Origin of the sequence: Ningiella algicola, assembly GCF_028401415.2 — a bacterium.
Lineage (GTDB): Bacteria > Pseudomonadota > Gammaproteobacteria > Enterobacterales > Alteromonadaceae > Glaciecola.
On the sequence record NZ_CP171821.2, the window covers coordinates 2603104 to 2629731 of the forward strand.

Genomic DNA, 26628 nt, shown 5'->3' on the forward strand with positions numbered 1-26628 from the left:
GAGTGTCGAAACAAACTGAAAAAGCACTGCAGTAACAACTATCAGCTTTAAAAGGCTAAATCGTTTATTTAATTGCAAAATTAACGTTTTGCGATATTGCTAATGTGTATAGTTAGTTGCCATCTGAACAAACTATTAAGAAAGAGTCTCGCAAGTTGCTCGGTTCGGTATCGAGCGCTGATTTAGTGATGACTCACGATAAGGTTCAATGAGGGCCTAGCGGATTTTATAGAGTTAATGTTCGTTTGTTTAGACATCTGCAAGCAGAGCATATTAATTGAAACGCTAAGCCGCGACAGATGTACCTTGACCAATAGATGACAATTTACTCAGCCTAAAGGTTGACGGTTTCTGCTCAGCTCCACAGAAATGCGTAAATTGTACAAACAATAGCTTTGGTCATCCGCCCAGAGTGCGAAGAGAAGTAACCATGGATAAACCAGCATTAGAAATCCTTAATTTAAAGGTCAAAAAAGATAGAAATATTTCACCCCTTTATCTTGAACAACTCGAGTATTCACTCAATGCTGGTAAATATCGAATTTATAAGGATGTTTACAATCAAGTAAGAGCTTGCGTGTTGTGGGCTGACGTAAATCGAGAAACTCTTATTGGAATTTTAAAGTATCGCAGGTTCCCATCAAAGTTTTACGAGTGGGACGAAGGTAAATACTCCTACATATTGGATTATTTGACAGTTGAGGAAAATGATCGCTTTGTTCCAAAGTACTTAGTTAAAGAGCTTAGAAAATGGCCGTCAATTGTATATATACGAAAAAATAAAGTTCATTTTTACCAGCAGGGGAAAGGAAAATTAATCAAGAATATCAATTGGTTAGGCGAAGAAGATTTTGAGTATTTATGACCCATTAAAGGGTAAACTTACATTTAAACCGTGGTGTATTGATGTAGAGGGTCAGCGCGTCCTAGATGCCAAAACGGTATGGTTCGAATCTGATATCGATATTGAAAATATTAAACGTCACCTGGCTGTTATTTTGCCTAACGATTTTTTGAACAATGTCGCAACCGACAATAGTCAAGTCGTTAGCTTCCAAGCTGAGATGTATGGAGGATTTGGGATAGGCGAGAATTGTGGTGGCTCGCGTACTGGCAACCATTCAAATTTGCAATATAAAGGGATAGGCGTCACCCCAGTCAAAGGCGATCATGACAGTATTTATCGCGGCAATGGTGTTTATCCTCTTCACGAAGCCATTGTTGAATGCATCAACCACAACCTCGCTGAGGCGATTCTGCCACAAGGCTCCGTGAAGGTGCATGGGCTTTTTTATATAGGTAACTCCAAATTCTATTCCAGTCCTGATGAAGATACTAAAATCTTAAACGGCAGTACAAAACTCGCTATATTAGTGCGCGATAAAGTGATGCGTGTCGGGCATTTTTTACGTGCAGGCTCATACAAATCAAATAAAGAATTTCAACATCTATTGCCGACGGATATTCAGCGCGTCCGAAGTAACAACCAGTTATTCAAAGCCACCCTATCAACCTCAGAAAACTTTATCGATTTCGTATTGGAATTTCTCTCCAAGAATGCCTGTCAGTTTGCCAGTGCTTATATAAACCGCTTCTCGCATGGAGCACTAACGCCTTCCAACCTAAGCATGGATGGCAAATGGCTGGACTTAACGCATTTCTCGTCCGTCCCAAGTGGTTACAACTACAAATCCTGCCTGACCGCGCCGTCATTTCTGGATGAAGCGCAGCAGGTGATGCAAATCACGAAAGAATGGTTAGACACTTACAGTAAATACAATCTTCTGGATTTAAAAGATGTGCCTTTCGAAAAATACTACTTCGAGCAATATAACGCATACAGAAACCACTTCGCCAGCGTGCTATTAGGGATCCATCCGGATGAGATCCCTAAAGAGTGCGAAGTCTACTTATCATCTATTGTTATCTCATACATACAAGCTGCAGAAAAACACGTGGTTCCTTTCATTGGAGAGCCGCAAAGTGAGCAAGCTGAAGGTTCAGTGGTTGAATTTGTCGAAATGTTGCATGGTCAACGTGAAGGTATGCTCAATAAGAGTAATGACGTGCTTCGTAAAGGTGTTTCTATGATTCTGAAATATCACTACAGTGTAGTACGACAATACTATTTGAATTTTGAGGACTATCGAAGTGCGATTCGTGTTAGAGCCTTAAAGCGAATTTATTATGCGCCATTTTTCTGTGGCGGGAGCATATTTGCTCGTTCTCGCACTATGGCAGAAGCCCCAATACCGGATATTGACGAATTTATACGGAATTATTCGAATGTTGCACATTGGACCTATTGCGAACTGTCGAATCATGGCTCTCCAATCACTCTGTTTGAGACCGACATGACCTCTCTTACCTTGCATAAAGGGATTTATGAGCTCTCATCGCAAAAACTTAAGTTTCGTAATCACAATGTACATGCTGTTATTGACATGATTGAAAGTTGCGAGCCCAAGCTATTTACCATAAATAATTTTGATTTTACGCGCCATGCTGTCAGGCTAATAATCGCAAGGTGAAGAAAAAGTAAATGCTTGCCTGGGTATGGCGATTTTTCGATTTTTCAGCGTCAAGCATCCTTGAAATAAACTCAGAATGATACGATCCAAGTGGACGCTTTTCGTTTTGCGAACGAATACCGCGCCCACTGAATCTCCTTACTTTAAAAATAATTAATAGCTATCCGCAAGATCTCAGTGTTTAATAATAACCAAGTTTGTAAAAGACCTATCGGTCGACATGAGTGCACTCGTATTGCAAGGTGAGAGCGCTAGGCAACGTCAAATCGTATACGGCAGATAAGGCAAGTAATGAGCGTGCTATGAAAAGGTTATTCGGTGTTCCATTTAGAGATTTACCCGCGAGCAGCATTCCGCTGTTTATTGGAGGTTTATTACTCACTTTGCTTTGCCACAATCAATTTGTGGCGTTGATTGACGGCGATAATGCTGCATTTTTAATTATATTAATGGTGTTTGGACCAGGCTGCTTATTTGTGGTCTCGTTTATCACCACCTTTTTCCCATCTTTGTGTCGAAGTCATTTAATTGCTTACGTTGCTTTGATAAGCGGTGTGGAAATTGGCATTGCTGCGTACCTAGGGTATTCAGCAACGCAGTGGTATATGTACCCAGATCTGCCGCGTATTGAACCGACTGTTGTTAGTCTTACGCTGGTTATTGGTTGTTTGCAATGGTCTAAACGAAAGTGGCAATTGCGCGTAAAAGCACTATTGGAGCAAAAAGCACTCGCAGAACAAAAGGCAAATGAGATATAAATAGGCAATATTCTTCTCGAACTCTATGTTAGCTAGCAATCGATGCAACATTGGATGCTGAGTCGTTTCACAAGGTAGTGTAACAGCTTATGTAAAGGTACATTAGTGCATGGCAAACGGAAATTAAGTCTGGTAGAAAATGCGTGATTACTTACGTCATTTATTAAACCCTCAACTCAAAAAAGATGTAACACCCGTCGCTATATCAAAGCAAAAATAAACGATGTAGCTGGTCGATTCAACAAATGCAGACAATGTTCGATTTAGAGCGAACAGACTCCTTTGATTTACAGTCCGTCAGCAAGTTTTCCTCACACCTTAGTCGTTATTGTCGCTTTCTCTGCGCTCCAGAATCTTTCTGTCTGGTGTAAAATATTGTGTTCTGTCGGGTGCCATATCTCCCCGTAGCCATTTTTGAGGAAACTCGGCTGCTTTTGATCCATCTTTATTTCGTAGTACTGCTCCGCTGTTGAATTTTTCGGTATAGGGCACGGTATGCTCACCATCGCTATCCGCTAACAGTTCAAATAGTTTTTCGCGCATTTCTACTTTGGTGCGTAAAAGTGCAGGCTCCTCTATTAAGTTGTTCATTTCTTGCGGGTCGTTTTGAATATCGTAAAGCTCTTCGGTATCCCATACACCATGATACTGAATAAGTTTGTATTGATCAGTTCTCAAAGCAAACGTGGTTGGCGTATGCGGATAGTTAAACTCCCAATAATACTCGTACAAAAACGAATCGCGCCAGTCTGACGCGGTTTTGCCACTGATGCTTTCTAAGCCTGTATCAATTAAAGGCAATAAACTATCGCCTTCGAATTGTTCTGGTGATTGCGCCCCAGCAATATCCAAAATAGTGGGCCCTATATCAATACCCAAAGCCATTTTCTCAACGGTTTGAGAGGCCTCTACCATAGACGGTGACCACAACAGTAGAGGCACTCGAATAGACTCTTCATATGCATTTCGTTTATCAATTAAACCGTGCTCGCCAAATAGAAAGCCGTTGTCTCCCATCAAAAATACAGAAGTATTGTGTGTTAAATCGTGCGCTTCTAGATACGCCATAATACGGCCAATACTGTCATCGACCGCTGCAATTGCGCGATAGTACTGACGCTTATATTCCGCCACATTTAAGGTGCTGTGGTAGGGAAAATCAACACCGTGCCAGCTGTTACGTTGATTTTTCACCCACATGGGTTTACCTGCGTAGTTTTCCTCTGTATCTGCCATGGACGCTGGCAGCGCTATGGTTACATCTGAATAGATGCTTTCATGGCGAGGTGCTGGAGCAAAATTAGCATGTACCGCTTTGTGCGAAAGATAAAGAAAGAATGGCTTGTCTGATGACTTTCGCGAATCGAGCCAATCAAGCGAATAATCTGTGAGCTCATCGGTAATGTATCCTTTTTGCTCGACTCGCTCGCCATTAATATTAAAGGTATTGGTCTTACCATTTGCATCTTTTACGGGAAAGTAATTGCCTTGCCCGGGAAAGCTTAGCCAATAATCAAATCCAGGCTGAGGATTGTCTGTATAGCTATCATCTCCTCCGGTTCCTCCCATATGCCACTTGCCGACAAATGCAGTATGGTATCCGGCGTCTTGAAGATATTCTGGAAAGAATCTTGATGACTCATCGGCAGAAGAATTGTTATCCACTACACCATGGTTGTGCATATACTGACTGGTTAAGATTGACGCTCGACTGGGAGAACATAGTGAAGTGGTGACAAAGGCGTTTTTAAAATGCACACCTTCGCTTGCTAATTTGTCGATATTCGGCGTCTGAATTTCTGGATTCATAAACCCTAGTTGATCGTAGCGCTGATCGTCTGTCAAAATAAAAATAACATTTTGACCGTTTTGATTTGCTTGTGCCAAGCCAGTGAAAATAAAATGTGATGTGATCACTAATAGACTAATCAGATGCAAAAAACAGGCATTAAGAAGCGGTGTTAGTATTAGTTGTTGCATGTTTGCTCCTTAGAGCGCTTTTCAGTTAGTTTTCTTGATTAAGAATACGCGAACATAAATGTGAATCTCGATGCAGTCGCTGCTTAAGCGTAGCTTTAAGCACCTCCTTCCCAGAGAGTACAGCAATCGAGGATTTTGCGCGAGTCACGCCAGTGAACAGCAGTTCTCGTTGACACAAAGGTGATGGCTTATCTGGCAGTATTACTATCACCTGCTCAAACTCACTGCCTTGGGATTTGTGAATAGTCATCGCATAAGCAAGCTCATATTGAGGCAAACGATAGCGGGAAATAGCTTTGAGCTCATCAGTTTGTGTGCCTTGTGCGCCCAGAAAGAAAGCAAGTAGTTCACCTTGGGCATTTGGCCAAACCATACCAATGTCGCCATTGTTAAGTCCGTTTGCTCTGTCATTTTGCGTAACCATTATGGGCAAGCCTTTGTGCCACACTTGATGTGCGCCATCGCCACTGGAATAAGCGGCGTTAAGGCTAGGTATATGTCGTTTATTGTCATAGCCTAGTGATTGAACAACATGCTTGTTTAATCCCTCTACACCAAACCGTCCCTTTCGCAGCGGACTAAGCAAGCGAAGCCGCTGGAACTGCAAAAGGGCCTCACCCACGTTAGGCGCGTGTTCCAGAGCAGAAAAATGATGTTTGCTAAGAAAGTTGAGCACTGAAGTCAATCGAGCCTGACTATTTTCGGCTTCACTTTTTGTTTCAAGTGCCGGATCACTGGGCTTTTCCCACATACTGTTCAATGGAGCGGGCCAGGTGGATAAGCACGAATTTAACTCGCTTATCACTTTATTGAAATCACCCTCTTGTATTGAAGTCGCTAAAGCATTAATTCTTTGACTGGAGCGGTAATTATTTTTCAAAGTCAGCATGAAAGGTGTTTGATGTTGAGCTGACAATGCCGACGACAGCGCTACCAATTCGCCTAAAAGATTGCCTGCCTCAACGGCCGGCAGCTGCGCGTCGTCGCCCAAAAACACAATACGAGTTTGCTTATCGCACGCTTTGAGCAACTGAAGCGCAAGGTGCGCATCAAGCATCGAAACTTCATCTACAATTAATAAGTCACACTCTAGCGTTCTACCTTCATGATACTTAGCGGAGTCTCGATAAGCGCGAGAAGGATTAATGCCTAATAATCGATGTACAGTCTGCACGCTTAAAAATCTTGTGCTGTTATTCAAATCTTGATGGCTAATTTCAGATGTTGCAAAAACTTCGTCCAGCGCTCGCACAATAGAATCACCTAATTTTTGAGCGGCTTTCCCCGTTGGCGCAGTAAGCATAATGCGAAAATTCGGCTTATGCATCCTGACAAGCGCGAGTAAACGCGCGGCAGTATAGGTTTTTCCTGTACCAGGACCGCCATTGATGATACTGAATTGCCAGTTCAGGCAGTTGGCTACGGCTTGCGCTTGCCAGTCAACTTCATTGGGATTTTGTGATGATTTAGCTTTAGGAAATAGGGCCTTTAAGTAAGGGGCCACTGTCTCTCTTGGCGCAAACTCCCATTGCTTAAGTTTGCTGCGGATTTGATGCGCAAGCTGAGCTTCCAATTCGTCATAGTGAGCAAAATACAGTGCCTCATAACGCTTCACCAGACGATAAGGCCGCGAATTTGCGCTATTTAAACTGAGTAGTATGTTGAGCGCTTCTTCAAATTGGGGCAGTTTTGCGATAAAAATGCCCGAAGCAGCTTGGGTGTTTGCAATGTCATAGAGCGCGCTTTCTGAAGTAGAGTTTGTCTCGTCATCAACAAACCATTTTCTATTGCAAAGCACGGCCAAGGGTAAGCAAGTGTTTCCAGCTGTAAGATGTTCGAACATGGCAGCACAAATGAGTGATGCGCATTCGAAATGCGGATTGCTAACGCTGCTGCGTTTAAAAAACAGCCTGGCCAGCGACAGTGCATTTGCTTTAACATCTAAGCTAAGCTTGCAATCGTCAAACACGGATAACTCGGTATGATTATGCATTGACCACGGCCTTCATTACTCCGTATCCATCACATGTTGGTCTTCATGCGGCGCTTTTGTCTCAAATATCATCGACAGGCGATTCAAATCACTCTGGCTAATGGCTTGATAAAACACGCCACTTCCTTTAGGTCCTTGTGAAGACATTCCGCGCAGATAAAAGTAATACACCCCGCCAAAATGCTGGGAGAAATTATAGTCAGCTAAGCGAGACAGAAGAAACTTGTGTAAGGCCCAGCTGTAAATTAAGTACTGAAGATCGTAATTGTGCTCCATAATGGACTGATGAAGCGCCTCATAGTGATAGTCTGCAAAATCATCACCTAAATAGTTTGATTTGTAGTCGGCCACGTAATACTTGCCTTCGTGTTCAAACAAAAGATCAATAAATCCGTGCATCATTCCGTTTATCGTTTCCTTGTTTAGCATAAGTTCATCCGCGCTTAAGCCTCGGTGCTTGGCAAGCATATGCATAAGCGTCGCCATGCTCACTTCTTCAATTGGAAAGTAAAACTCGGGTTCTTTCAGTGTGTACTTAAGGTCATTCAAGTGGAAAGTAGCGCTGCTTTGCTCGCCCTGAATGTATATTGGACACGCTAAAACATCTTCAATCCACTGACTTAGTTCCTCTTCATCGATGCCAAATGAATCATTCTGATTCGATGCTTGAGCAGGTGCATACGCGACTAAATGCGCGTGATGCTCGCTGATGTTAAAGGGTTGACTAAAGTCATGGTCCTCTAGAATATTGTGCAATAAATTCCCGGTATCCGCGTTTCGAGGCGCTCGAAAGCGTAAAGCGAGTTCATCCGTATTGCCCTCTGGGGAGCTTATTGAGCGCAAATATTGGTCTCGGTCCTTGTTACGTAAATCGACATGCGGCGCATATTTAGCAATACGAGAAAATGAGTGCAGTTGCCAAACTGACGCGGTATTGCCTGTAAACATCTGTGCAGCAAAGCTTTGCTTGTCTATTTTGGCGTTTTCATATGGCTCAATAGGAATATTGCTATAGGTATGCAAGGTATACAAATCAGGATGGGTTTTGCAGATCTCGGTGAGGCGCGCAAGCACATCCTCAGGATTACTTGAGCCATTTGGATTATGTGAGACGCCAAGCAATTGCCCAACTGGACTTGCCTGCAGGTCTTTAGGCTTACCCAAACCCAAATAACATCGATTGGCTGCACGCGTTATACCTACGTACAACAAGCGCATATCTTCAGCAAACTCTTGCTGCTCACGTGCCCGTATAAGCTCGGACGTGGCTCCAATATATATCTGTTGACGTTTTGCGTCTTGACTATAAATTTTATTGACCAGCTGAGTTCTAGGTTTTGACGCAAACCCAGCAAAGGGAATGAACACAACGGGATACTCTAAGCCTTTTGAACCATGCAAAGTCACTATTTTTATTAGCGCTTCGTCTGACTCTAAACGCTGAGTGTAGGTATCGTCTTCTTCCGTCTGCTCTTCGCGGTTGTGTTGAGCTGCAATCTGTTTTTCAAACCAAGCAATCAGCGAAATGCTTTGAGCTTGACGCTTACTCTGCTGTTGGAGAATATCGGCCAAATGCAAATAGTTGGTGATGGCGCGCTCATAATCTTGTGCGTCAACTCTCGCCTTGAAATACCTTTTAAGTAGCACGTTAACCAAATAATAGATGCCATGCCTGGTCCAGATATTCGCGAGCGACACCAGCAAATCAATGTTCCTCTCAAAGACTTGATCATCGCCATTTTGGATAGCTGCCAGCTCTTGGAAGTCAAGACCTAAAAGCTCACTGGCAAGCGCTTGAAAAACGCTTTTTTTATTACGGTAGTGCAAAACGCCCTGCATCAGATTGTAGAGTGAGACAGCTTCAGGTGTTGTGAATATATTTTGTTTGTTGCTTAAGTACACCGATTTAATATTCACTTGTTGCAAAGCTTTTCTAATAGCTTGAGCTTCGCTGCCCGTTCTCACTAAAACGGCAATATCCTTGGCCTCCAATTCACGACTCTGCGTTGGTTCTGATACTCCATTTTCACACAAGAATTGCGTTGTATTAAGCAGTCGGCAGATTTCTTTCGCCGTATATTGCGCGCTCTCTTGTTTAAAAGCCGCTCTCGCATTGACCTTACTGTCTGAATCATAGAGGGGTTCATTTACATACAAATGCAGTGCTGCGTAACTTTCATTTTGTTCGATAAGCTGTTCTATTTGGTGAGCTTGCTTACCCGGATAAATCCATGAATATCGAATGTCATTTCCAAAGGCGTTTTGCAATAAAGGGGGTTCAAGCGCGCTTTGCTCAGTATCATTATGATAGGCACTGACAATCTCACCTGAATTTAGGTCTCGTTCCCAGTCATCACTTGGCAGCATTGCTTTCATCTTTGAAAGTGTGTTTGAGGCTAAGTCAAAACCATAAAAAAGCGCATTATAGCTATCAATCATTGCTTGGCTGGAGCGAAAATTATGCTGCATGCTCCAATGATGATTCACGTTTTTCGCCGCTTGCAGGTAAGTGAAAATATCACCGCCCCTAAAGCCGTATATCGCTTGCTTAGGATCGCCTATCATTAGCAGCATGTTTTCAGAGCCTTTCGGATAGAGTGTGGAAAACACTTGATATTGATAAGGGTCAGTGTCTTGAAACTCATCAATTAAGGCGACTGGGTATAGGCACCGAAGGTAATTACGTAACTCAGTCCCTTGGTTTTGAGAAGCAGATTCTGCGTCAATACCCTCTTGATTGAGCAACTGCGCCAATTTCATTACGGTGTCGTTATGATCCATCACACTTTGCTCACGCTTTTTAAGGGTGACTTCATCTTTTAGAGCTAAAATATCGCGGCATAAGCGCTCCAAAAAAGGGGCTTTTTCAAGCAAAGTAATCGTTGCTGTAATGGACTTTTTAGCGTCATCAATATGTGTTTTCAACGCCGTAGCCGCTGTTTCGTAGCGAGCTAAATCAAGGTTAATCATCCCTTTCTCAGCTAACTTAACGATGGCTTTGAGCTTTTGTTTACCCAATATATTACCGACGCTTGGGGCGATGAGCGCAGGAAGCGCAGCAAAACCTTCAGATGCTAAATCGTCATAGCTTAACTGTATTTCCAACCACTTAAGTAGGCTTGTGTATTGCGACGCGCCTGCATCGGTGCGCAACATCTCAGCTTCGAGCACGTTTTTATGTTCTGAAAAGATCGCAAAATACTCATCTACGACGGGCGCTGTCTTCAAGACACTTAATTCATCCAACAAGCGTGTCTTGGATTCTTCTTCACTCATTGCTATAAGGGCGGCGCTGTCCAGTAAAGCTGCTCGAGTCTGATCAAAAAACTGAGATGGCGTTGCCATGTTTTCCTTGTGCAAAAAGCTGAGCCATTTCTCATCCGACGCGAGGCGTCTAAAATAGTCTTGAACAGCTTCCATAAACAGCGATTGAGGAGAGTTTACAATCTTAGTATTGAAATCGAGTCGGTTTTGAAAATTCGCTTTAGCCAACATTTTCTGACAGAAAGCGTTTATCGTATAAATAGGCGCCTCGTCTAACATCAGCGCTGCCGTTTTCAGTTTCTTAATACCCAGGGCAATTGCGTCATCATGCGCAATAGGCAAGGTTTCTAGACACACTTTTAAAAAGTGTGAAATTACGGGGTTTTTGGTATCTGATTCTGAGCCATCACTTGCGTCTAATGATGCTTCCAATCCATGAAAATCTGCCAGAAACTCAGTAATTGTCTTCGCAATTCTTTCTCTTAATTCTTCAGTAGCGGCCTTAGTGAAGGTCACAACAAGTATTTGCTCAATGCTAAGTTCGGTTTCAAGCAATATACGCATCACAATGCGGGTAATGTTAAAGGTTTTTCCCGTACCGGCGCTCGCTTCAATAAGGTGAACCCCTTCGAGCGACATATTGATGACATTAAGCGGCTTCACTTGCATCTTAGTAAGGTGCCTCCGCTTTGTTTTGATTCAACATGACCGCGTTCAAAGCCTCACAATGGATAAGCTTCTCTAGTAAGTCATAGGGTTGATTGGCGGGCAAGTCTGAATCAGCATCGAGAATATTCGCACCGAGCAAAAAAGACTTTGCTTGCTCGTTAATCGACACAAAGTTTGTATTTGGCTTATCTTCCATCGCTTTTTGCATGTTTGTGCGCATCACTTCTAGGCTTTCACATGCAAGCTCTAGCTGTCCACCTGCCGACGTTATAGCAATCATATGTGATGCTTCAAAAAAACATGGCGTATGTAAAGCAATAAAATCCAACGCAAAAACCAGCGCGACAAATTCTTGCGCAGCATTAATGCTGATACTTCCTTCAGCAATCGTAAATACATCGCAGCATAGAGGTAAATGGTCACTTTTGTCTTTGACATCCAGGTAATAAAAATACGCCCTTGTTGAGGATAAGCTCAGATTTTCGGCCGCTAGCGCGCCAATACAATGCCCAAAGAGCACGCCCATGATAGTATGCTCAGCAGGAGGATGATTGAATTGAACGACCGCATTGTTCGCGTCATCAAGTGTGACGCCAAGTTCGATGCCGGGTGCAGCATTTGCACTTTTTGCCTGCTGGCAAAGCTCACGCCACGCCGACGAAACCATACTTTCTGAAAAAGGTAAGACCAATTTAATGATATCGTCCAGTGATGGCTGATGCGATACGCGATGGTAATGTAAGCCATTGATGTCAACCGACGGCACATCAAGCGACACCGGTTTTTGGTATGCAGCTAATGTGTCACCTTGCAAAGCCTGCTGTGGAAAATCGCCCGACGCGACAAAAGCATCAAAGGTATCACTTAACGAAAATGTGTTTAGGTCTGAATGTTCGTCGATTGAATCCTGCAGATGCACAGATTTTAGCGCCTGCTCAATGCAAGCCTGCTCAAATTTATATTCAACCAGTTTTGACAGGCGAAAGGGTTCGTTACTTTGCTTTGAATCGAAGTACTGGCGAATATCAATGCCAAATCGGGTTTTAATCAAATAATTAAGCGGCGATTTAAAAAGCGCGCTTATGTCTTTATCACTGTAAGTTGACGGATACGCTACACTCGTGCTTATGGTAACCCCACCATAAGCGTTAGATAGCGACAACGGCCATGCATGGCTCAGTTCAGCTTTTTCTATGTTGCTTAGCGCAATGCGGGTTTGCATATTTAACCAATCGGCGTCAAAAGACTGCGGCTTGTTTTCATCAAACACATGCAAATTGAAGGCTTGAAGGCTATGTTTTCTTTCAATCTTTTTATCGAAACGCTGAGCAATAAAGTCTCGTAACTCTGACAGCACTAGACTCGGCGAGCGGACCTTATTGTTGTACTGATCTTGCCCTTGATAACTTAAATACAGATGTTCACGCGCCGACATAATAGCTTCTAAAAACAAGTAGCGGTCTTCGTTCTTACGTGAGCGGTCACCTCGTTGCGGCGTATCAAAACCCATTATATTGACGCTTGCAAATTCAGTGCTTCGCGGAAAAATGCCGTCATTCAATCCAAGCATACAAACCACTTTGAATGGCACAGAGCGCATCGGTACCATTGAGCTAAACGTCACTTGTCCTGTATTGTAGCGATTAAGCGCATCGGGCGTTGAAAAATAAGTACTCAACTCTTGCTGCATGACCAGTAAAGACAGCTTTTCGTTGAGTTGCGCTCTATCAACATTCGTTAACATCGTATCAATGCCGCGTTTGATTGCCACATAAGCACCGTCCTTGCGTTCGCTTTCATCAAACAATTGATCAAGCACCTGCTGAATCAGGTATTGGTGCCACTGTTGCATGCTTCTGTCGCTACCTAGCTCAACGCGGATTCGGTCTAATTGAGAAATAAAGGCTTGCATTTTGCCGAAAGCCTGCCACTGCAGCCCTTTCACGATTGGCAGATAGTTACTGTTCACTGGCGTTTCGATGCTATAAGACAAACTGCCTTTAATGATCCGTTCTATGCCCCAAAGCCAGGTGTAAAGAGGATTATCATCCATATTGCACGCTAGAATCGCTTGCTTATGATCAGCGTCAATCGCCCAGTAAATATTCGCTTGCTCCACCCAGTTTTCCATTTGCTCAAGCTCATCTTGCGTAATCGAAAATGTGCGTCGAATACTGGGTAAGGATAAATAATCCAACACCTGTGGAGCGCTAAACCGGCTATCTGGCAGCTTTAGCATATCCATGAATAACGCGACCATCGGGTCCGCATCCAAGGGTGAGCGATCTGCTACTGAGCATACTAAGCGCGGCGTCTCGTGCAATGAACCATGCGATAAATCATGCGAAGATCTATTTATATTCCCAGCGCTTGCAAACACGCTTGAAACATAGGGCGCGTAGTCTTCTACTGATGGGCAAAGCACAATTACATCGTGCGGTTTAATATTTGGGTTTTGCTGCATAATAAAGAGCAGTTCGTCGTGCAGCACCTGAATCTCTCGCACCGTTGAATGACAACTGTGAATGCTTACGCTGTTGTCGTTCTCAAACAACTGCTTTTGCTTGTCTGAGCTAAGGATGTCGAGCTTGAGCAAGCTCGATTGAATGTTTGCTAACAAGCTTGTTGCGCCATCTTCTATGGGCGCCTGAAAAGATGATGACGATACTTGATTCAAATTAAGGGCATCAGAATAAAGCGCTGATTGCGTAATATCTGCAAAATCGTATTGCTGAAACTGATTAAACAGCGCCCTGCCTTGTTGACCTAAATTAGCCAATAAGGGATTCGGCGAATCTTCATCTAAAAGCTGGCTTTGAGACTTTACGATAGCCGCGCGAGCTCGCGCTTTATCCGAGAGTAAATCTCCCCAATACTCCATACATGGGTTCAAATAGAAAAAATAGACGTCGATGTGCTCAGATAATGCATCAAAAAATGCCAAGTGCTGCTCTGAAATCGCATTGACCGCGAATATGTGAATCGCCTTTGGCAATTTGTTACGAATATCTTCAGAAAGTGCTAGTGTCGGTCCACTATCGCGCTTACGAAGCGCTGCCAATGCATCTTCGATTATCGCCACAGGGTGCGCCGCACTTTGCTGATGAGTAAGTCGCTCATCACCTACTAGCATTTGCCACAAAATGCGCTGCCACTGAATTAGGTGCTTAGCTTGCGCGAGCGATTCATCTTCCTCATCGAGCGCTTTAGCATTTTGCCACGCCTTTATCCATTTTGGCCGAAACTGCATGTATTGCTCAAATACATCAGCGGTTTCTTTCGCGAGTGCATATCGGCGTTGTTGTGAAAATGCCGAAGTATTAGCGTCACTTGATTTTCTCGCTGGGAGCTGAGGATCTTGCCAGTATCGATGCGCTTGGGCACAGTCTTCTCGTGATAAGAAATCATCGCGACCTAAAATCTCGTAAATGCGCCATAATAAAATTTCCCGTTTGTACAACGACTCTTTGGGCACCGCATCATCCCCGAGTATTGCGCGACAAAGTTGATAAACACTGCGCACTAAAAGCGGAAACTCTAGGTTGATGGTAATGCCGGTTGAACGGGCAAGCTCCATGCTTAAATAGTGCTTCATGCCCATACTTTCGACCACAATTGTATCAGGCTCAAAGGGATGCGCAGCGCTGAGTTCGCGCTGTGATGTAAGCAGCGCGTGAAGCATTGCTACAAGATTTTCTTGTCTATTGGAGGGGATCAAATGAAACATACTTCACCAATGTTAGCGGTGAATACTTCACAATGCACCCTAATTTGTGCGTGATTTTCTCACTTATCTTGCCCCGGGTATCTCCCGCGCTATTTCACCATCCGCGCCAATACCCAATTGGGGAACCAGTCTTCTCTTGCGATTCTCGACCCTTGCGTGTTGAAGGCTGAATTTAAAAATGCAACCGTAAGGCCAAGTTCAGGCACAATGAATACCTGTTGACCGCCGTTACCGCTTGCATAATATGCGGTATATGATTTATCCCCTACTGGGTATTCTCGAATCCACCAACCTAGGCCGTAGCCTTGTCCAAACATTTCTCCATGCACAGAAAGCACAGCTTCAACATAGTCTTCAGACAGCAAGCGCTGATTATTCCAGATTCCGCCATCTAGCATCAATTGGCCTAATTTTAGAAAATCGCGGCCACGTAAATATAAGCCTCCACCACTGTACGCTTGGTCTCCATTTGGTTGTAAATTAGCGTGATACAAATCAATATTTAAGGGGCGGGCGAATAGGTCATCGATTATTCGCGGTATCCAATGTCCAGCCTTTGCACTAGCTATAGCGCCTGCCAGATTAATACCTGCTGAACAGTACAGATTAACTTCTCCTGGTGTATGTAACAAGTGCTGGTCAAGAATATAGGTATACCAGTCTGGCTGGGCAATTTGATTTTGCAGGTTTTCCTCATTACCTGGCGATTCATAGTTGTTATCATCACAATCCAAGCCTGTGCTCATACTCAAAGCATGTTTCAGCAAAATACCGTTCTTACTATCTACATCAGTTGGGTAGCCAAGCGTTTGATATATGGGAGTTTCTAATATGCTGCTTTGAAAGGAGCTGGTTTTGCCATCACGACCTTCGTTACGCGCGTATTCAACTAGCCCGGGCAGAATTCCCGTCAGGCTTTTTGATGCAGAGCGTAAATCATGCGCTTCATCTCGCTTAAAACCTCTAAAGTATTGTTCAAAAATCAGCTTGCCGTGTTGCGCAATAAGCAGAGCTTGTAGCTGCGCTTCATGTGGCGTTTGAGGGGGGCTTTGCTGCCTCTCTTTGACAAATGCAATCACTTCACTTAGCACAATGCCCGACTGGGCAATGTCACCGGTTGTCCACCCATCGTTTAGTGTTTCAGGTTGAACATACTGAGGCGCCTCATCAAACGCCAACATTTCATGCGAATCATTAGATATCTTTTTGAAATTGTATTTCCCTCCCCAATACGGAAAGTTGAAACTAAATGTGTTCTTTTCAACATCATGTGAACCATATGCAAGCACTTGCTCACCATTTTCGCTTTGTTGAACGATGCGCGCTTGATTACCGTCAAAAACAAGCTCTGTATTTCGGTAGTATCGACCGCCATTGTTTTCGGGTGTAAATACGCTCAAACGATATCGGTTGCTTTGAGCCTCAGTCGCTTTAAAAAATACGCTTATCCCGTCGTTTAGCGGCGTCACAGTTCCCACATATCGCGCGCCATTTTGTTGCAGCCTAACCGGCGTCGCAAATTGCGCATTGGTTCGCCGAACAAGCTTTGGCTGAACCCAATGCCCATGAATATCGCCCTGTGATGTCACGTAAGCCCTAAATTCCCCGAGCACGCGCAAGGCGTTTTCAGGGTCTTTAAACACCAAATTGAATTCACCGTTTGTTACACTTGATTTTGCTTGAAGGCTACTAATTTTCCCAGTAACGGTGTTATTTTGCATCTCAACCACTAATTCACCTGACACTGCCTCAGTGGGTTGATGCTCAGGAACACCTTGCCAGATAACACTACTTGCACGGATGGGTAAGCTGATTAGACAGAGCACAGTAAACATTAAATGGATTAGGCTTGCTTTTAAAACAGGTCTTGATTCAATTGAGAACATTTTATGACACATAGAGATGGATATCGCATTGGCTTGAGATTAGCCACCACATTACAAATACAGCGGAAGAACGCTAGGTTTTTTCTGTCACTGGTTGCTTTTTTTCGGTGATCGGCAGGCATTATTCTGCTGACTTATGATAGAACTATTGCTGAATATCAAAAAGGGTTTCTCAACTTGTCTGGACGCTTAGAGGTAGTTGCAAGGATCATCGTATTCTTTGGATTTGCAGGCTGTGCATTTGCGCCATCGGCTTTTGCAAATGATATTGTTGAATGTCCGGCGACAGAAACAAAGCTTTCGCTAGTGGAGTTCGATGCCCCGCAGTGCAAACACTTTTCAATGCACGGCTATTACATGTCTCAAGGTGCGGTTTGGGTTGAATTTACACTTGAAATACCTCAACGAGTGTTAGATTCGAATCTGCCACTCGGTTTTTTTCTTTCAGGTAGAAATAGCGCAAGGGTCTTTGTTAACTCAATTGAAATAGGGACAAAAGGACTGCCTGGATTAGATGCTCAATCAGAAGTTACGGGACCTTACGATTGGGTGGCGTATTTGCCCCGCGAACTTGTTTCGAGTAACACGCTACTAGTTCAAATTCAATTGTCAGCATTTCGCAATTTACGTCCTTCTTTTAGTCCATTCAACACATTGAAGGTGGACGAATATGATTCTCCAACTCGGGTGTATTACTATCATTATTCACCAATTTTAGTGCCTTTAGGCATCATCCTCGTTGCCATTGTGTATCTGATAACGACGCTTTTTTTAAAAGGAAGAGAAAACGCTGCCAGCGATAGATCGAGCCTTTATTTTCTTCTATTTATGACCGTCGTTGGGCTTCTCCAGCTTGTGACTGAGATGTATCGAGGGCTAGTGGTTTATGACTATTATGTGCACGATATTCGCTTAGCCATTATCACATTTTTTGCCGTGTTATTTGGCCAAGCATTGCTCATTCAATCTATTCGTCGTCTGGAGCACGTCAAGCTGCTTGTGATAGTCCCTATCGCTTTTGCGTTGGTGCTTGCTTCTCAATTTTCGTATTTGGACCCTGATTTGGACGCAGCAGCGAGTATAAAAATTCCGGCGGTATTGGCCGGTTGCATTCTTGCTTACTCCGCAATTAAACACAGGCTGAAAACCCTCGTTCCAGCGTTCACATTGATTGCCTTTGCCGCAATAATAGAGATATTCCCCGAGGACTTTTTAGATATTTACCTCTATTACTGTATTGCTGGCTTGCTATTATTAATGTTGATGTTTGAGGCATACAAACATAATCGTCAACTTCTGATTGTCGCGCAAGAGCGAGAGCGCGCAGACAAACTGCAGTTAGCGCTTGATCTACAAGCAACTGACGCAGTCACCCAAACGCTTGCAATCAAACAAGCTGGTGAAGTCCTCAAATGTCCAGTCGAAGATATTCTGTATTGCAAAGGCGCAGGCGACTACGCCGAAATACGTGTAAACGAAAAAACGATTTTATACTCAGGTAGCTTGAAAAACTTGATTGCGAAGTTGCCTAGCAGCTTTATCAAGGTGCATCGTTCATACTTAGTGAACGCGAGGCATATTAGAAGCTTAAAACGGTTAAACACCGGCACGGGTGAAATCAAGCTAAGCAATAACGAAAATATCCCTGTCAGTCGACGTGTTTTACCTAAGCTTAAGTCTTCGTTTCAAGAGATAGATGGTGTTTCCAAATAAATCTCTTACACATCAACACGGAAGAGTTGATAGTGGACAAACAAAGGTATTAACACAGTTACACCCAACCCTGAACCCATTGCGACGAGTTTTTTAGATCGCGCCAATTGATTGCAAAATGACGCCTTGATAACAATGCCTCAAGCAAACACTCTACGACTTTTCCATCGTCATCAAATTCTACTTTAACGATGATAAAGTGCTTTTCTTTTTTGCGTAATTCCATCACCTCCTTCGAAGCCGACTTGACCGTCCACTTGCTTCGAAGCAACTTTTTGGGATGAATTGGATTCATGGATAGTTTATCTAATCAGTGTTGTTCAAGGTTTATTGATGAATAGCAAATTAAGGTGTAAGTTGTCGGTCACCCGCCAGTGACGGGTGGGAAAAACGCGATTTCATCGCCATCGTTTATTTTACGATCTCTCGCTGAAAGCTCATGGTTTACTGCCAGCAAAACATTTTGCTCGTTAAGAAGTGACCACTTACGATCGCCTTCTATCAAGATTTTGATTACATCCGAAACGTTCTTCACGTGTGAAGCATCCACGCTGATTGCAGCGCTTCCCACGGCTTCTCTTAAACTTGCAAAGAGCTTTACTTCAATCATGCTTCGTTCACCCAATGCCCGGTTTTTCCACCCTGCTTTTCTAAGACCTTAATCCCGTGAATGGTCATGGATGGGTCGACGGCTTTGCACATGTCGAACAGGGTAAGGGCGGCAACGCTTACTCCCGTTAATGCTTCCATTTCAACACCGGTTTGACCTGTCAATTTACACATGCATACTATGCGCACCTGCATGGCTTGCTGCTGTAGTTCAAAGTCTATTTGCACTTTGCTAAGCATTAAGGGGTGGCAAAGCGGGATGAGGTTTGAACACTGTTTCGCCCCTTGAATACCCGCGACTCTTGCCACGCTCAACACATCACCTTTAGCCAGTGAGTTGTCAACAAGCTGTTGCATTAGGGCAGGGCTAACAGACACAAAACCTTGCGCGATAGCTTGGCGTTTCGACTGCGATTTATCGCCAACATCCACCATATTGGCTTTGCCTGTTGTATCTACGTGCGTGAACTTGGCTTGTGGTGCTGTGCTATCGAGATTGGGATCTTTGTTCATTAAATTATCTGCGCTAATTTTTGTCTGCGTGTTACTTGTATTACGCGAAAGATATCATGAAGTCGATGCTCAGTCGTGAACTTTAGGGTTTAACCAAAATCATCAAAACTAATATGGCTTTTGCTGACGTTTAAGTCCTCAAGCACTTTTAAACACGCCTTTAGCATGGGCGGCGGACCGCAAATATAAAACTCAATATTCTGAATGTTTTTGTGCTCAGCTAAATAGCTATCTAACAAGTAGCTGTGGATAAATCCTGTTGCATAAGCTTTATCACTACTTGTGCTTTGCTCAGATAGCGCAATATGAAAGTCAAAATTATCGTGTTTTTGCTCAAGTTCAGCGAAATAGTCTTGATACATCAAGTCTTGCTCACTTCGCGCACCATACCAAAAACTGACTCTTCTTTGTGTGGCCAGCTGCTTCTTGTTTGCACCAAACAAATGAGAAATATGCGCACGCATCGGCGCCATACCGGCTCCACCACCAATATAAATCATCTCTTTGTTGGAATCTTTAATGTAGAACTGACCTGCAGGAGCACTTGCAGTGACTTTATCTCCAGGCTTAAGGTTAAAGACATAAGCAGAACCCACACCCGGCAAAAAATTGGAGTTAGCGGGCGGGGGGGCGAGTCGAATGGTAAATGAAGGCTGCTCGCCTGCATCGGGATTTGACGCGAGTGAATAGTTTCGCTTTGTCGCTACAGTGTTGCTTGCTACAAGCTCACTCAAGGCCATGTCATTCCAAACTCGTTGATATTCCTCATCTATCTCAAGGTCGCTAAAATGAATTGCATCATAAGCGGGAATATTAAGCTGGATATAATCGCCGGGTCGGTACGAAAATTCAGGGCTTACGCTAAGCGGTCTCAATACTAATTCTTTTATGAGGGGCGTAAGGTTGCGATTACTGATGACTTCAAATTGCAGGGCATTTAAAGCATGATTTTTTGCAGCATCTTTTAAATTAATATAAATCGTATCGGCTTCGAGCTTGACCGGATAAGTTTTCAATGCCTGACAGGCCGGCAAACGGGTGGCTTCACCTGTTACAATGTTAAATCGCCCATTATGCTTCGGGCACTCAATTAGTTCACCTTTCACCATGCCGTTAGCTAGGTGAGTGTTGCCGTGGGTACAAATACCATCAGTAGCATAAAGCTCCCCATTTTTGCTTCGGTATATAGCGTATGTAGCATGGTCATATTCTAGGCCAATCACATGTTCTGGCTCCAACAAATCACGTGCCCCAAGCGCTAGCCATCCATGCTTATCTAAGGCATTAGATGACTGGATGATTTTGGCGTTACCACGCCCAAGGTTGGCATTTGCAGAAGGGTCATGCGATTGTGCCGAAGCAGGTAACTCTCGCGTGACAAAATAATCGGGGTCATCTGATTGCTTAATCACTGCAGGGATGATTTCTTTCCAAGCATCCCACAATCCCTCATATGGTTTGGGACAATCCTCTTTCATATACTCATGTAAACGCGGAAGCGCATGATAAGGTACTAACGGGAACATGTGATGCTCTACGTGATAGTTCATATTCCAGTACAGATAGCGGTTTAAAGCATTCATATACACCGTGCGACTATTCAAACGATGATCGGTCACATTCTCCGCCAGGCCAGTATGCTGCGTTAATCCGTACACCACCATAAGCCAACTACCATAAATACTCGGTAAGCCGACATACATCAGCGGTAGCCAGCTTGCACTGTAAGCTGCGTAAAAAATAACGCTTGCGTAGATACATAGATAAATTCGTGCTTTTAAAAATACCTTAGGCCACTCTTGCTCAGGCACAAAGGTCGCTGCTTGTTCTGACTTTTTACCCTGCGCATGAATAAGCATGCGCTTAAGCTCTGCCCAAGCTGCCTCAAACTTAAAAAACGCGAGCACGACGCTTCGAATATTGGCAGGACGTGGCACAGCAATTTCAGGGTCGCGCCCCACAATAATGGTGTCGGTATGATGTCGCGTATGACTCCAGCGCCACACAGTGGACTCTCGAAAGACCATGAACGATGCAATTTCATACAGAGCGTCATTTAACCAATCGGTTTTAAAGGCCGTACCGTGGCTGGATTCATGCCAACGTGAATCAGACACGGACGCATACAGCACGCCGTAAATTGCAAAAGGGATAATTGCAAAAATCGTCCCCCAAAGCAGATAGCCTAGATAGCCTGACAGGCCCAAAGCGCCAAACCAGATAGCAGTATCGCGAATGGCTGGCGCGTCTTTTCTAACGAGGAGTTCGCGCATAACATTTGGTGCAATTTTGCTGGTGTACCAATGTGCATCAGCAAGCCCGCTCTCTATTGCCTGTCGGGAATTCTCACCTGTGAGACTATAGTCCTGTGCTTGAACATATCGTGCATTTTGACTATCACTTTGATCTGCCATTACTTTTCCCTCTTAAATGGCGCCTTCACTGGGCAAGGCCCGCGATGCTTGGGATTGCAGTTTGATAAACTGTGCAGCATCATCCAGCGCTTTTTGTCCTTGCTCCACCACCTTTGCCATCGCTGCAAAGGCATGAACCGTGCCTGCATATCGCTTGCAAAGTACATCTGCACCAGCCTCAAAGAGCCTTGCTGCGTATTCTTCTGCCTCATCTCGTAAGACATCAAACTCTGCTGTTTGCACAAGAGTAGCGGGAAGGGCGTTAAAGGTATCTAACAGCAAGGGGGACATATTTGCGTTGAATCTATCGTTTTCATTGCGCGCATATTGTTCACAGGCCCAATGCATCATCTTCGCTTCAAAAAAGAAGTTTTCTGCATACTGTTCATATGAGGGACGATCTAATCGGCTGACATCGGTGATTGGGTACAAAAGCACTTGGCTACAAATGCGTGCACGGGTATCTGGATGCTGACTCACCACTGCGGCTAAATTCCCGCCCGCACTATCTCCCATTAACGAGATATTGTCGCTATCGAGATCTAAAGCTTTAGCGTGACCATACAAATAATTGCACGCATCTATACAATCCTGATAAGCGGCTGGAAACTTTGCCTCTGGCGCGAGCCGGTAATCAATAGAAGCTACCGCCACGTTGGCCTTGTTGCAAAGTTGCGTGCAAATGCCGTCATGCGTGTCGAGACTGCAAAAGACCCAACATCCCCCGTGAAAATACACTACCAGTGCATGAGGGCCTTCGCTCTTGGGTATATACAGTCGAATCGCGATATTATTTGAGTGTCGATTGCTAAAGGTGAAATCTGAAATCGAGTGTACGTCTAAGGCATCAGGAAAAAATGGCGTTAGCGGGTCTTCGTTTTCTCTCAGCGCTTTTATAAATGCTTGATTATTGACTTTTTGTTTCCCGCTTTCACTGTTATTCGATTGTGTCTTTTCCTGCTCAGCCTTGGCAATAGCGTTGATAATTGCTTGCGTTTGCTCATCAGGATTACCGGTGGAGTGCCCAATAATTTGTGTAGTATTGGTATGCCAAGAACTGCTTTTCATTGTTTTGTTAACCTAGTTTCTTCAAGCTATTCACTTCACCTTAATCAAGCAGACTTACGGTGAATTTCTGGGAAATATTTGTGCTGATATAAGTTGTGTAACCAGCGATCGTAGCGGCGAATCTCTTCGAACACGTCACTCGGTAAGGAACCTTTTTGCGCAGCCGCAATATTGCTGTTTGCATGCGCAAGGACATGCATACTCACTGTTGCAGTTGTGATACCCGGATGGGAAATAGCAAAGCGAAGAGCAAGTTCTGCCAAGTTGCTAGCATATTCGGGAATAAAACGTTTCAAGGCTTCTACGCGTTTCAAATATTCTTCTAAGACATCTGCGCTAAAGTAATCCGCTCTAAAATCATTTGCATCGAATCGAGCAGATGCGTTCAAGGTGCCGCTTAATCCTCCCTCATCCAACACGCATCGGGCGATAAATGCGACATCATTTTCTTGGCAAATAGGCACTAGTGAATCAAGCGCCAAGGGGTCGAAGATGTTGACGATACTTTGTACGCTATCGATAAGCCCGCTCTTTACAATGGAAATAGCTTGGTCGTGGCGGTGATCGGGAATCGAAATACCGATATGTTTAATTTTCCCATGACGTTTGAGCGCATCGAGTTCTTCGTACCAATCACCGTCTTCATATTGCGCCCAATATTGGTGAAGTTGCACGAGATCAATCCGTTCGACATTTAAAGCCTGAAGCGATGCCTCAACACTCTTTATCGTGGCACCTTTTGGATAGGCTAGCTTTTGTGGGTTGGGAATACCCCACCCAGTATTCAGTTCATCCCCTCCTGGGCTGACTTTGGTCGCGACAAATATTTTATTGGCCGGAACCTGTTTTAAAAACTCGCCCAGGATGCTCTCCGAATCCCCGTAAATACGCGCGGTATCAAACATATTGACACCTTGCTCGACGCAAGCATGCATCGCTTTAAATAAATCCGCCTTTTCATAGTTTCCAAAGGCAAAATTTAAACCCATGGCACCAAAACACAGTGTAGAGACTTTTGTTGATGTAGCTGCAAATGCTTGGTAATTCAATGGAGACACACTATAAAATCTAATTTAGAGTAAGGCACTATAAAACACAGTGAGGCAAAATGCATCATTTTGCCTCATTTATACCTTTCCACCTTAGCCATATCGATGAAAACTAGGCTACAATGCGCCAAAGGCAATTATCATTACGGCCTTGAATCGCTAGCGCCTATTTTTTAAATCCCATGATTTTTAAAATACGCCGCACAGACTAAGCAAGACCCTGAAGGATCGTTAATGGCCCAGTTATTCGGTAAAAACATAGATGCTAAAGCGCTTGCGCAACGTGCGGGCTCGCTTGACCAATTTGCCAGCGTTAAGTTATGCACCTTTGAAAATGGCTGGGAACGGGGAATGCGATACCTAGCCTTTAGAAACGCAGGGGGCCTAAGTTTTAATGTACTTGTAGATAGAGCAATGGATTTAGGGGAAGCATACTTTAACGACGCGCCCATAGGCTGGCATTCTCCCACCGGTACCAAGCACCCGATGTATCATGAGCATGAAGCTGAAAATGGACTCGGCTGGCTGCGATCCTTCAGCGGTTTGATGATGACCTGCGGTCTTGATCATATCTTGGGCCCTGAAACCGAAAACACCGAGTATTACAACTACCCGCATCAAAGCAGTAGACAGTCGCCAGTGCATGGTCGACTGGCCTTTTCTCCGTCAAACCTAAGCGGCTATGGCGCAAAGTGGGAGGGCGAAGATTATATTCTGTGGTGTGAAGGAAGCGTGCAACAAACTAGCGTGTTTGGTGAAAATCTAATGCTTACTCGGCGCATTGAATGCAAAATGGGTAGCAATCAAATCAGTATTTCTGACACCGTTATAAATTTAGGCTTTATTGCAACACCGCATATGCTGATGTACCACATTAACTTGGGATATCCGGTGCTTGATGAAGGTAGCCAGTACCTTGCGCCAATCAAAGAATGTCTGTGGATGGGGCATGAGGCAAAAGCACAAAATCTTGGCTATCGCACGCAACGTGAACCGCTTGCTTTGGCTCAGGAGCAGGTGTATGAACATCGAGTGATGGCAGACAAGAACGGCAAAGTGCCTGTTGCTTTGGTGAATCCAACGTTCAATCAGAAGCAAGGTTTAGGCGTGTTAGTGGAATACGAGCAAAGCAATTTGCCTTGTTTATTCCAGTGGCAGTGCTTACAAGAGGGTCTCTACGCGTTCGGCATTGAACCCAGTACGAATCACGTGTTAGGTAAGCATTTTGCAAAAACGTCTGGGGCGCTTACCTATTTGCAACATCAACAAGAGCAGCATTATTGTGTGAAGATTGAAGTGCTTGCTAATCAGCAGGAAATCGAAGAATGTAGAAAGCGCATTAATGCGATTTACACCGCGCCATGTGAAGAATTTTTACACGCCAGCGAAAACTGGTTCTTAGGGAAATCATATGAATAAAGTGACATTAGCTGACGTTGCTAAGCACTCAGGCCTAAGCAGAGCTACCATTGATCGCGTGGTGAACAAACGTGGAAAAGTGAAAAGCGCCACCGTGGAAATGGTACATCAGGCCATGTATGACTGTGGCTATTTGCTTAAACCCGGCAGGTCTGCAGACAAGCATAAGGCCCAGTTTCAGTTTGATTTCATATTCCCTAAAACACGCACTCGTTATTTTGAATATTTTGACGCGGAGCTCATCAAGTTGGAAGGCGTGCTTTCTCGTTTTAAAGTTAATGCACGCACTCACATAATCGACGGTCTCAACCCAAGTCTTCTGGCTGAAACGCTTAAGCGAGTTGGTCAACAAACCGACGGTATTGCTTTTGTCGCGCTCGACCACCCCAAAGTCCGTCTTGCAGTTGATGCTTTGTATCATAAAGGCGTTGCGACAGTGAGTTTGGTGTCAGACATTACCGGCTCCAAACGTCTTGCTTATGTGGGCATTGACAATCGAGCCGCCGGACGCACGGCAGGCTTATTAATGGGGCAGTATCTCGCTCACCGTAAACATGGCAAAATTGCAGTGTTTACCGGCAGCCATAGCTATCGCGGACACGAAGAGCGTGAAGCAGGATTTAAAAGCATGATGCGAGAAAAATTCAGCCAGTATGACGTCATCGTTCAACCTGAGGCACACGACGATGACGATGAGTCATATAATATCGCGCTAAATGCGCTCAGTGAGCAAGATGACTTAGTGGGTATTTACAATGTTGGCGGCGGCACGCCCGGCATTATTAAACGCTTAAAAGAGGTCAGGGAAAAAGATGACCTTGTTATGATAGCGCATGAGCTTAATGAGCAAACTAAAGCTTTCTTAGTCGATGGGGTCGTCGACATCATCCTCAATCAGAACATTCGTCAGGAGCTTTTTAACGCGGTTGAAATATTGCTGAATTATCAAGCAGGCGATTATCAATCAACGCAAGTACGTCAGCCGGCTGTGGAAGTTTTTCTGCCTGAGAACCTTTATTGATCAGAATTATGTCA

17 protein-coding genes are annotated in these 26628 nt (G+C 44.1%); 6 read left to right on the plus strand and 11 right to left on the minus strand.

Annotation, left to right across the window (positions count from 1 at the left end; translation table 11 throughout):
• The first annotated feature begins 430 nt into the window (after window positions 1-430).
• From PN836_RS11220 to PN836_RS11230, 3 genes are all read left to right on the plus strand, one after another.
• Window positions 431-865, plus strand: a complete 435-nt coding sequence (locus tag PN836_RS11220) for a hypothetical protein (RefSeq protein WP_395338352.1) — start codon at window positions 431-433, stop codon at window positions 863-865.
• Complete coding sequence (locus tag PN836_RS11225) at window positions 852-2531, plus strand: hypothetical protein (RefSeq protein WP_395338354.1); 1680 nt, start codon at window positions 852-854, stop codon at window positions 2529-2531. Before PN836_RS11220 ends, PN836_RS11225 begins: the two co-directional genes overlap by 14 nt.
• A gap of 302 nt (window positions 2532-2833) precedes the next feature.
• Window positions 2834-3289: a hypothetical protein gene (locus tag PN836_RS11230; protein ID WP_395338355.1), complete on the plus strand. Its 456-nt coding sequence runs from the start codon at window positions 2834-2836 to the stop codon at window positions 3287-3289.
• Window positions 3290-3607: 318 nt separating this feature from the next.
• On the opposite strand, the gene PN836_RS11235 is transcribed toward PN836_RS11230, so the two are convergent.
• The 5 genes from PN836_RS11235 to PN836_RS11255 all read right to left on the minus strand — a co-directional run bounded on the left by PN836_RS11235 (window position 3608) and on the right by PN836_RS11255 (window position 16757).
• Window positions 3608-5269 (minus strand): sulfatase, encoded by a 1662-nt coding sequence (locus tag PN836_RS11235; protein WP_395338357.1) that lies wholly within the window; start codon window positions 5267-5269, stop codon window positions 3608-3610.
• A 25-nt stretch (window positions 5270-5294) separates the two neighbouring features.
• Entirely contained in the window at window positions 5295-7262 is a 1968-nt protein-coding gene (recD, locus tag PN836_RS11240) for an exodeoxyribonuclease V subunit alpha (protein WP_395338359.1), read from the minus strand.
• A 15-nt stretch (window positions 7263-7277) separates the two neighbouring features.
• Window positions 7278-11195, minus strand: coding sequence for an exodeoxyribonuclease V subunit beta (gene recB, locus PN836_RS11245; RefSeq protein WP_395338361.1), 3918 nt, complete (start codon window positions 11193-11195; stop codon window positions 7278-7280).
• A 1-nt stretch (window position 11196) separates the two neighbouring features.
• Entirely contained in the window at window positions 11197-14922 is a 3726-nt protein-coding gene (recC, locus tag PN836_RS11250) for an exodeoxyribonuclease V subunit gamma (RefSeq protein WP_395338363.1), read from the minus strand.
• Window positions 14923-15011: 89 nt separating this feature from the next.
• Entirely contained in the window at window positions 15012-16757 is a 1746-nt protein-coding gene (locus PN836_RS11255) for a serine hydrolase domain-containing protein (protein ID WP_395338365.1), read from the minus strand.
• 228 nt (window positions 16758-16985) lie between these two features.
• Here PN836_RS11255 and PN836_RS11260 point away from each other — a divergent pair, with 228 nt between their 5' ends.
• Window positions 16986-18521, plus strand: coding sequence for a LytTR family transcriptional regulator DNA-binding domain-containing protein (locus PN836_RS11260; RefSeq protein ID WP_395338367.1), 1536 nt, complete (start codon window positions 16986-16988; stop codon window positions 18519-18521).
• A 58-nt stretch (window positions 18522-18579) separates the two neighbouring features.
• On the opposite strand, the gene PN836_RS11265 is transcribed toward PN836_RS11260, so the two are convergent.
• From PN836_RS11265 to PN836_RS11290, 6 genes are all read right to left on the minus strand, one after another.
• Window positions 18580-18747: a TIGR02450 family Trp-rich protein gene (locus PN836_RS11265; protein ID WP_395338368.1), complete on the minus strand. Its 168-nt coding sequence runs from the start codon at window positions 18745-18747 to the stop codon at window positions 18580-18582.
• Window positions 18748-18885: 138 nt separating this feature from the next.
• A complete protein-coding gene (locus tag PN836_RS11270; RefSeq protein WP_395338370.1) occupies window positions 18886-19131 on the minus strand; it encodes a MoaD/ThiS family protein in 246 nt (81 codons plus the stop codon).
• Window positions 19128-19643 (minus strand): cyclic pyranopterin monophosphate synthase MoaC, encoded by a 516-nt coding sequence (gene moaC, locus PN836_RS11275; RefSeq protein ID WP_395338372.1) that lies wholly within the window; start codon window positions 19641-19643, stop codon window positions 19128-19130. Before moaC ends, PN836_RS11270 begins: the two co-directional genes overlap by 4 nt.
• Before the next feature lie 89 nt (window positions 19644-19732).
• Entirely contained in the window at window positions 19733-22057 is a 2325-nt protein-coding gene (locus PN836_RS11280) for a fatty acid desaturase (protein WP_395338374.1), read from the minus strand.
• A gap of 12 nt (window positions 22058-22069) precedes the next feature.
• A complete protein-coding gene (locus tag PN836_RS11285; RefSeq protein ID WP_395338375.1) occupies window positions 22070-23125 on the minus strand; it encodes an alpha/beta hydrolase fold domain-containing protein in 1056 nt (351 codons plus the stop codon).
• Window positions 23126-23169: 44 nt separating this feature from the next.
• The gene (locus tag PN836_RS11290) at window positions 23170-24174 is read right to left on the minus strand and encodes an aldo/keto reductase (protein ID WP_395338378.1); all 1005 of its coding nucleotides are present in this window, start codon (window positions 24172-24174) and stop codon (window positions 23170-23172) included.
• 234 nt (window positions 24175-24408) lie between these two features.
• Here PN836_RS11290 and PN836_RS11295 point away from each other — a divergent pair, with 234 nt between their 5' ends.
• Complete coding sequence (locus tag PN836_RS11295) at window positions 24409-25593, plus strand: aldose 1-epimerase family protein (RefSeq protein ID WP_395338380.1); 1185 nt, start codon at window positions 24409-24411, stop codon at window positions 25591-25593.
• Window positions 25586-26614, plus strand: coding sequence for a LacI family DNA-binding transcriptional regulator (locus PN836_RS11300; protein ID WP_395338381.1), 1029 nt, complete (start codon window positions 25586-25588; stop codon window positions 26612-26614). The genes PN836_RS11295 and PN836_RS11300 overlap by 8 nt, the downstream gene beginning before the upstream one ends.
• The last annotated feature ends 14 nt before the right edge of the window (window positions 26615-26628 follow it).

Excerpts from the sequence above, each read along its gene's own strand:
- PN836_RS11270 (WP_395338370.1), bottom strand. The coding sequence starts at position 19,131 with ATGATTGAAGTAAAGCTCTTTGCAAGTTTAAGAGAAGCCGTGGGAAGC.
- PN836_RS11295 (WP_395338380.1), top strand. The coding sequence starts at position 24,409 with ATGGCCCAGTTATTCGGTAAAAACATAGATGCTAAAGCGCTTGCGCAA.
- PN836_RS11230 (WP_395338355.1), top strand. The coding sequence starts at position 2,834 with ATGAAAAGGTTATTCGGTGTTCCATTTAGAGATTTACCCGCGAGCAGC.
- PN836_RS11285 (WP_395338375.1), bottom strand. The coding sequence starts at position 23,125 with ATGAAAAGCAGTTCTTGGCATACCAATACTACACAAATTATTGGGCAC.
- recB (WP_395338361.1), bottom strand. The coding sequence starts at position 11,195 with ATGCAAGTGAAGCCGCTTAATGTCATCAATATGTCGCTCGAAGGGGTT.
- PN836_RS11220 (WP_395338352.1), top strand. The coding sequence starts at position 431 with ATGGATAAACCAGCATTAGAAATCCTTAATTTAAAGGTCAAAAAAGAT.
- PN836_RS11235 (WP_395338357.1), bottom strand. The coding sequence starts at position 5,269 with ATGCAACAACTAATACTAACACCGCTTCTTAATGCCTGTTTTTTGCAT.
- PN836_RS11300 (WP_395338381.1), top strand. The coding sequence starts at position 25,586 with ATGAATAAAGTGACATTAGCTGACGTTGCTAAGCACTCAGGCCTAAGC.
- PN836_RS11265 (WP_395338368.1), bottom strand. The coding sequence starts at position 18,747 with ATGGAATTACGCAAAAAAGAAAAGCACTTTATCATCGTTAAAGTAGAA.
- PN836_RS11280 (WP_395338374.1), bottom strand. The coding sequence starts at position 22,057 with ATGGCAGATCAAAGTGATAGTCAAAATGCACGATATGTTCAAGCACAG.
- PN836_RS11255 (WP_395338365.1), bottom strand. The coding sequence starts at position 16,757 with ATGTTTACTGTGCTCTGTCTAATCAGCTTACCCATCCGTGCAAGTAGT.
- recC (WP_395338363.1), bottom strand. The coding sequence starts at position 14,922 with ATGTTTCATTTGATCCCCTCCAATAGACAAGAAAATCTTGTAGCAATG.
- moaC (WP_395338372.1), bottom strand. The coding sequence starts at position 19,643 with ATGAACAAAGATCCCAATCTCGATAGCACAGCACCACAAGCCAAGTTC.
- recD (WP_395338359.1), bottom strand. The coding sequence starts at position 7,262 with ATGCATAATCATACCGAGTTATCCGTGTTTGACGATTGCAAGCTTAGC.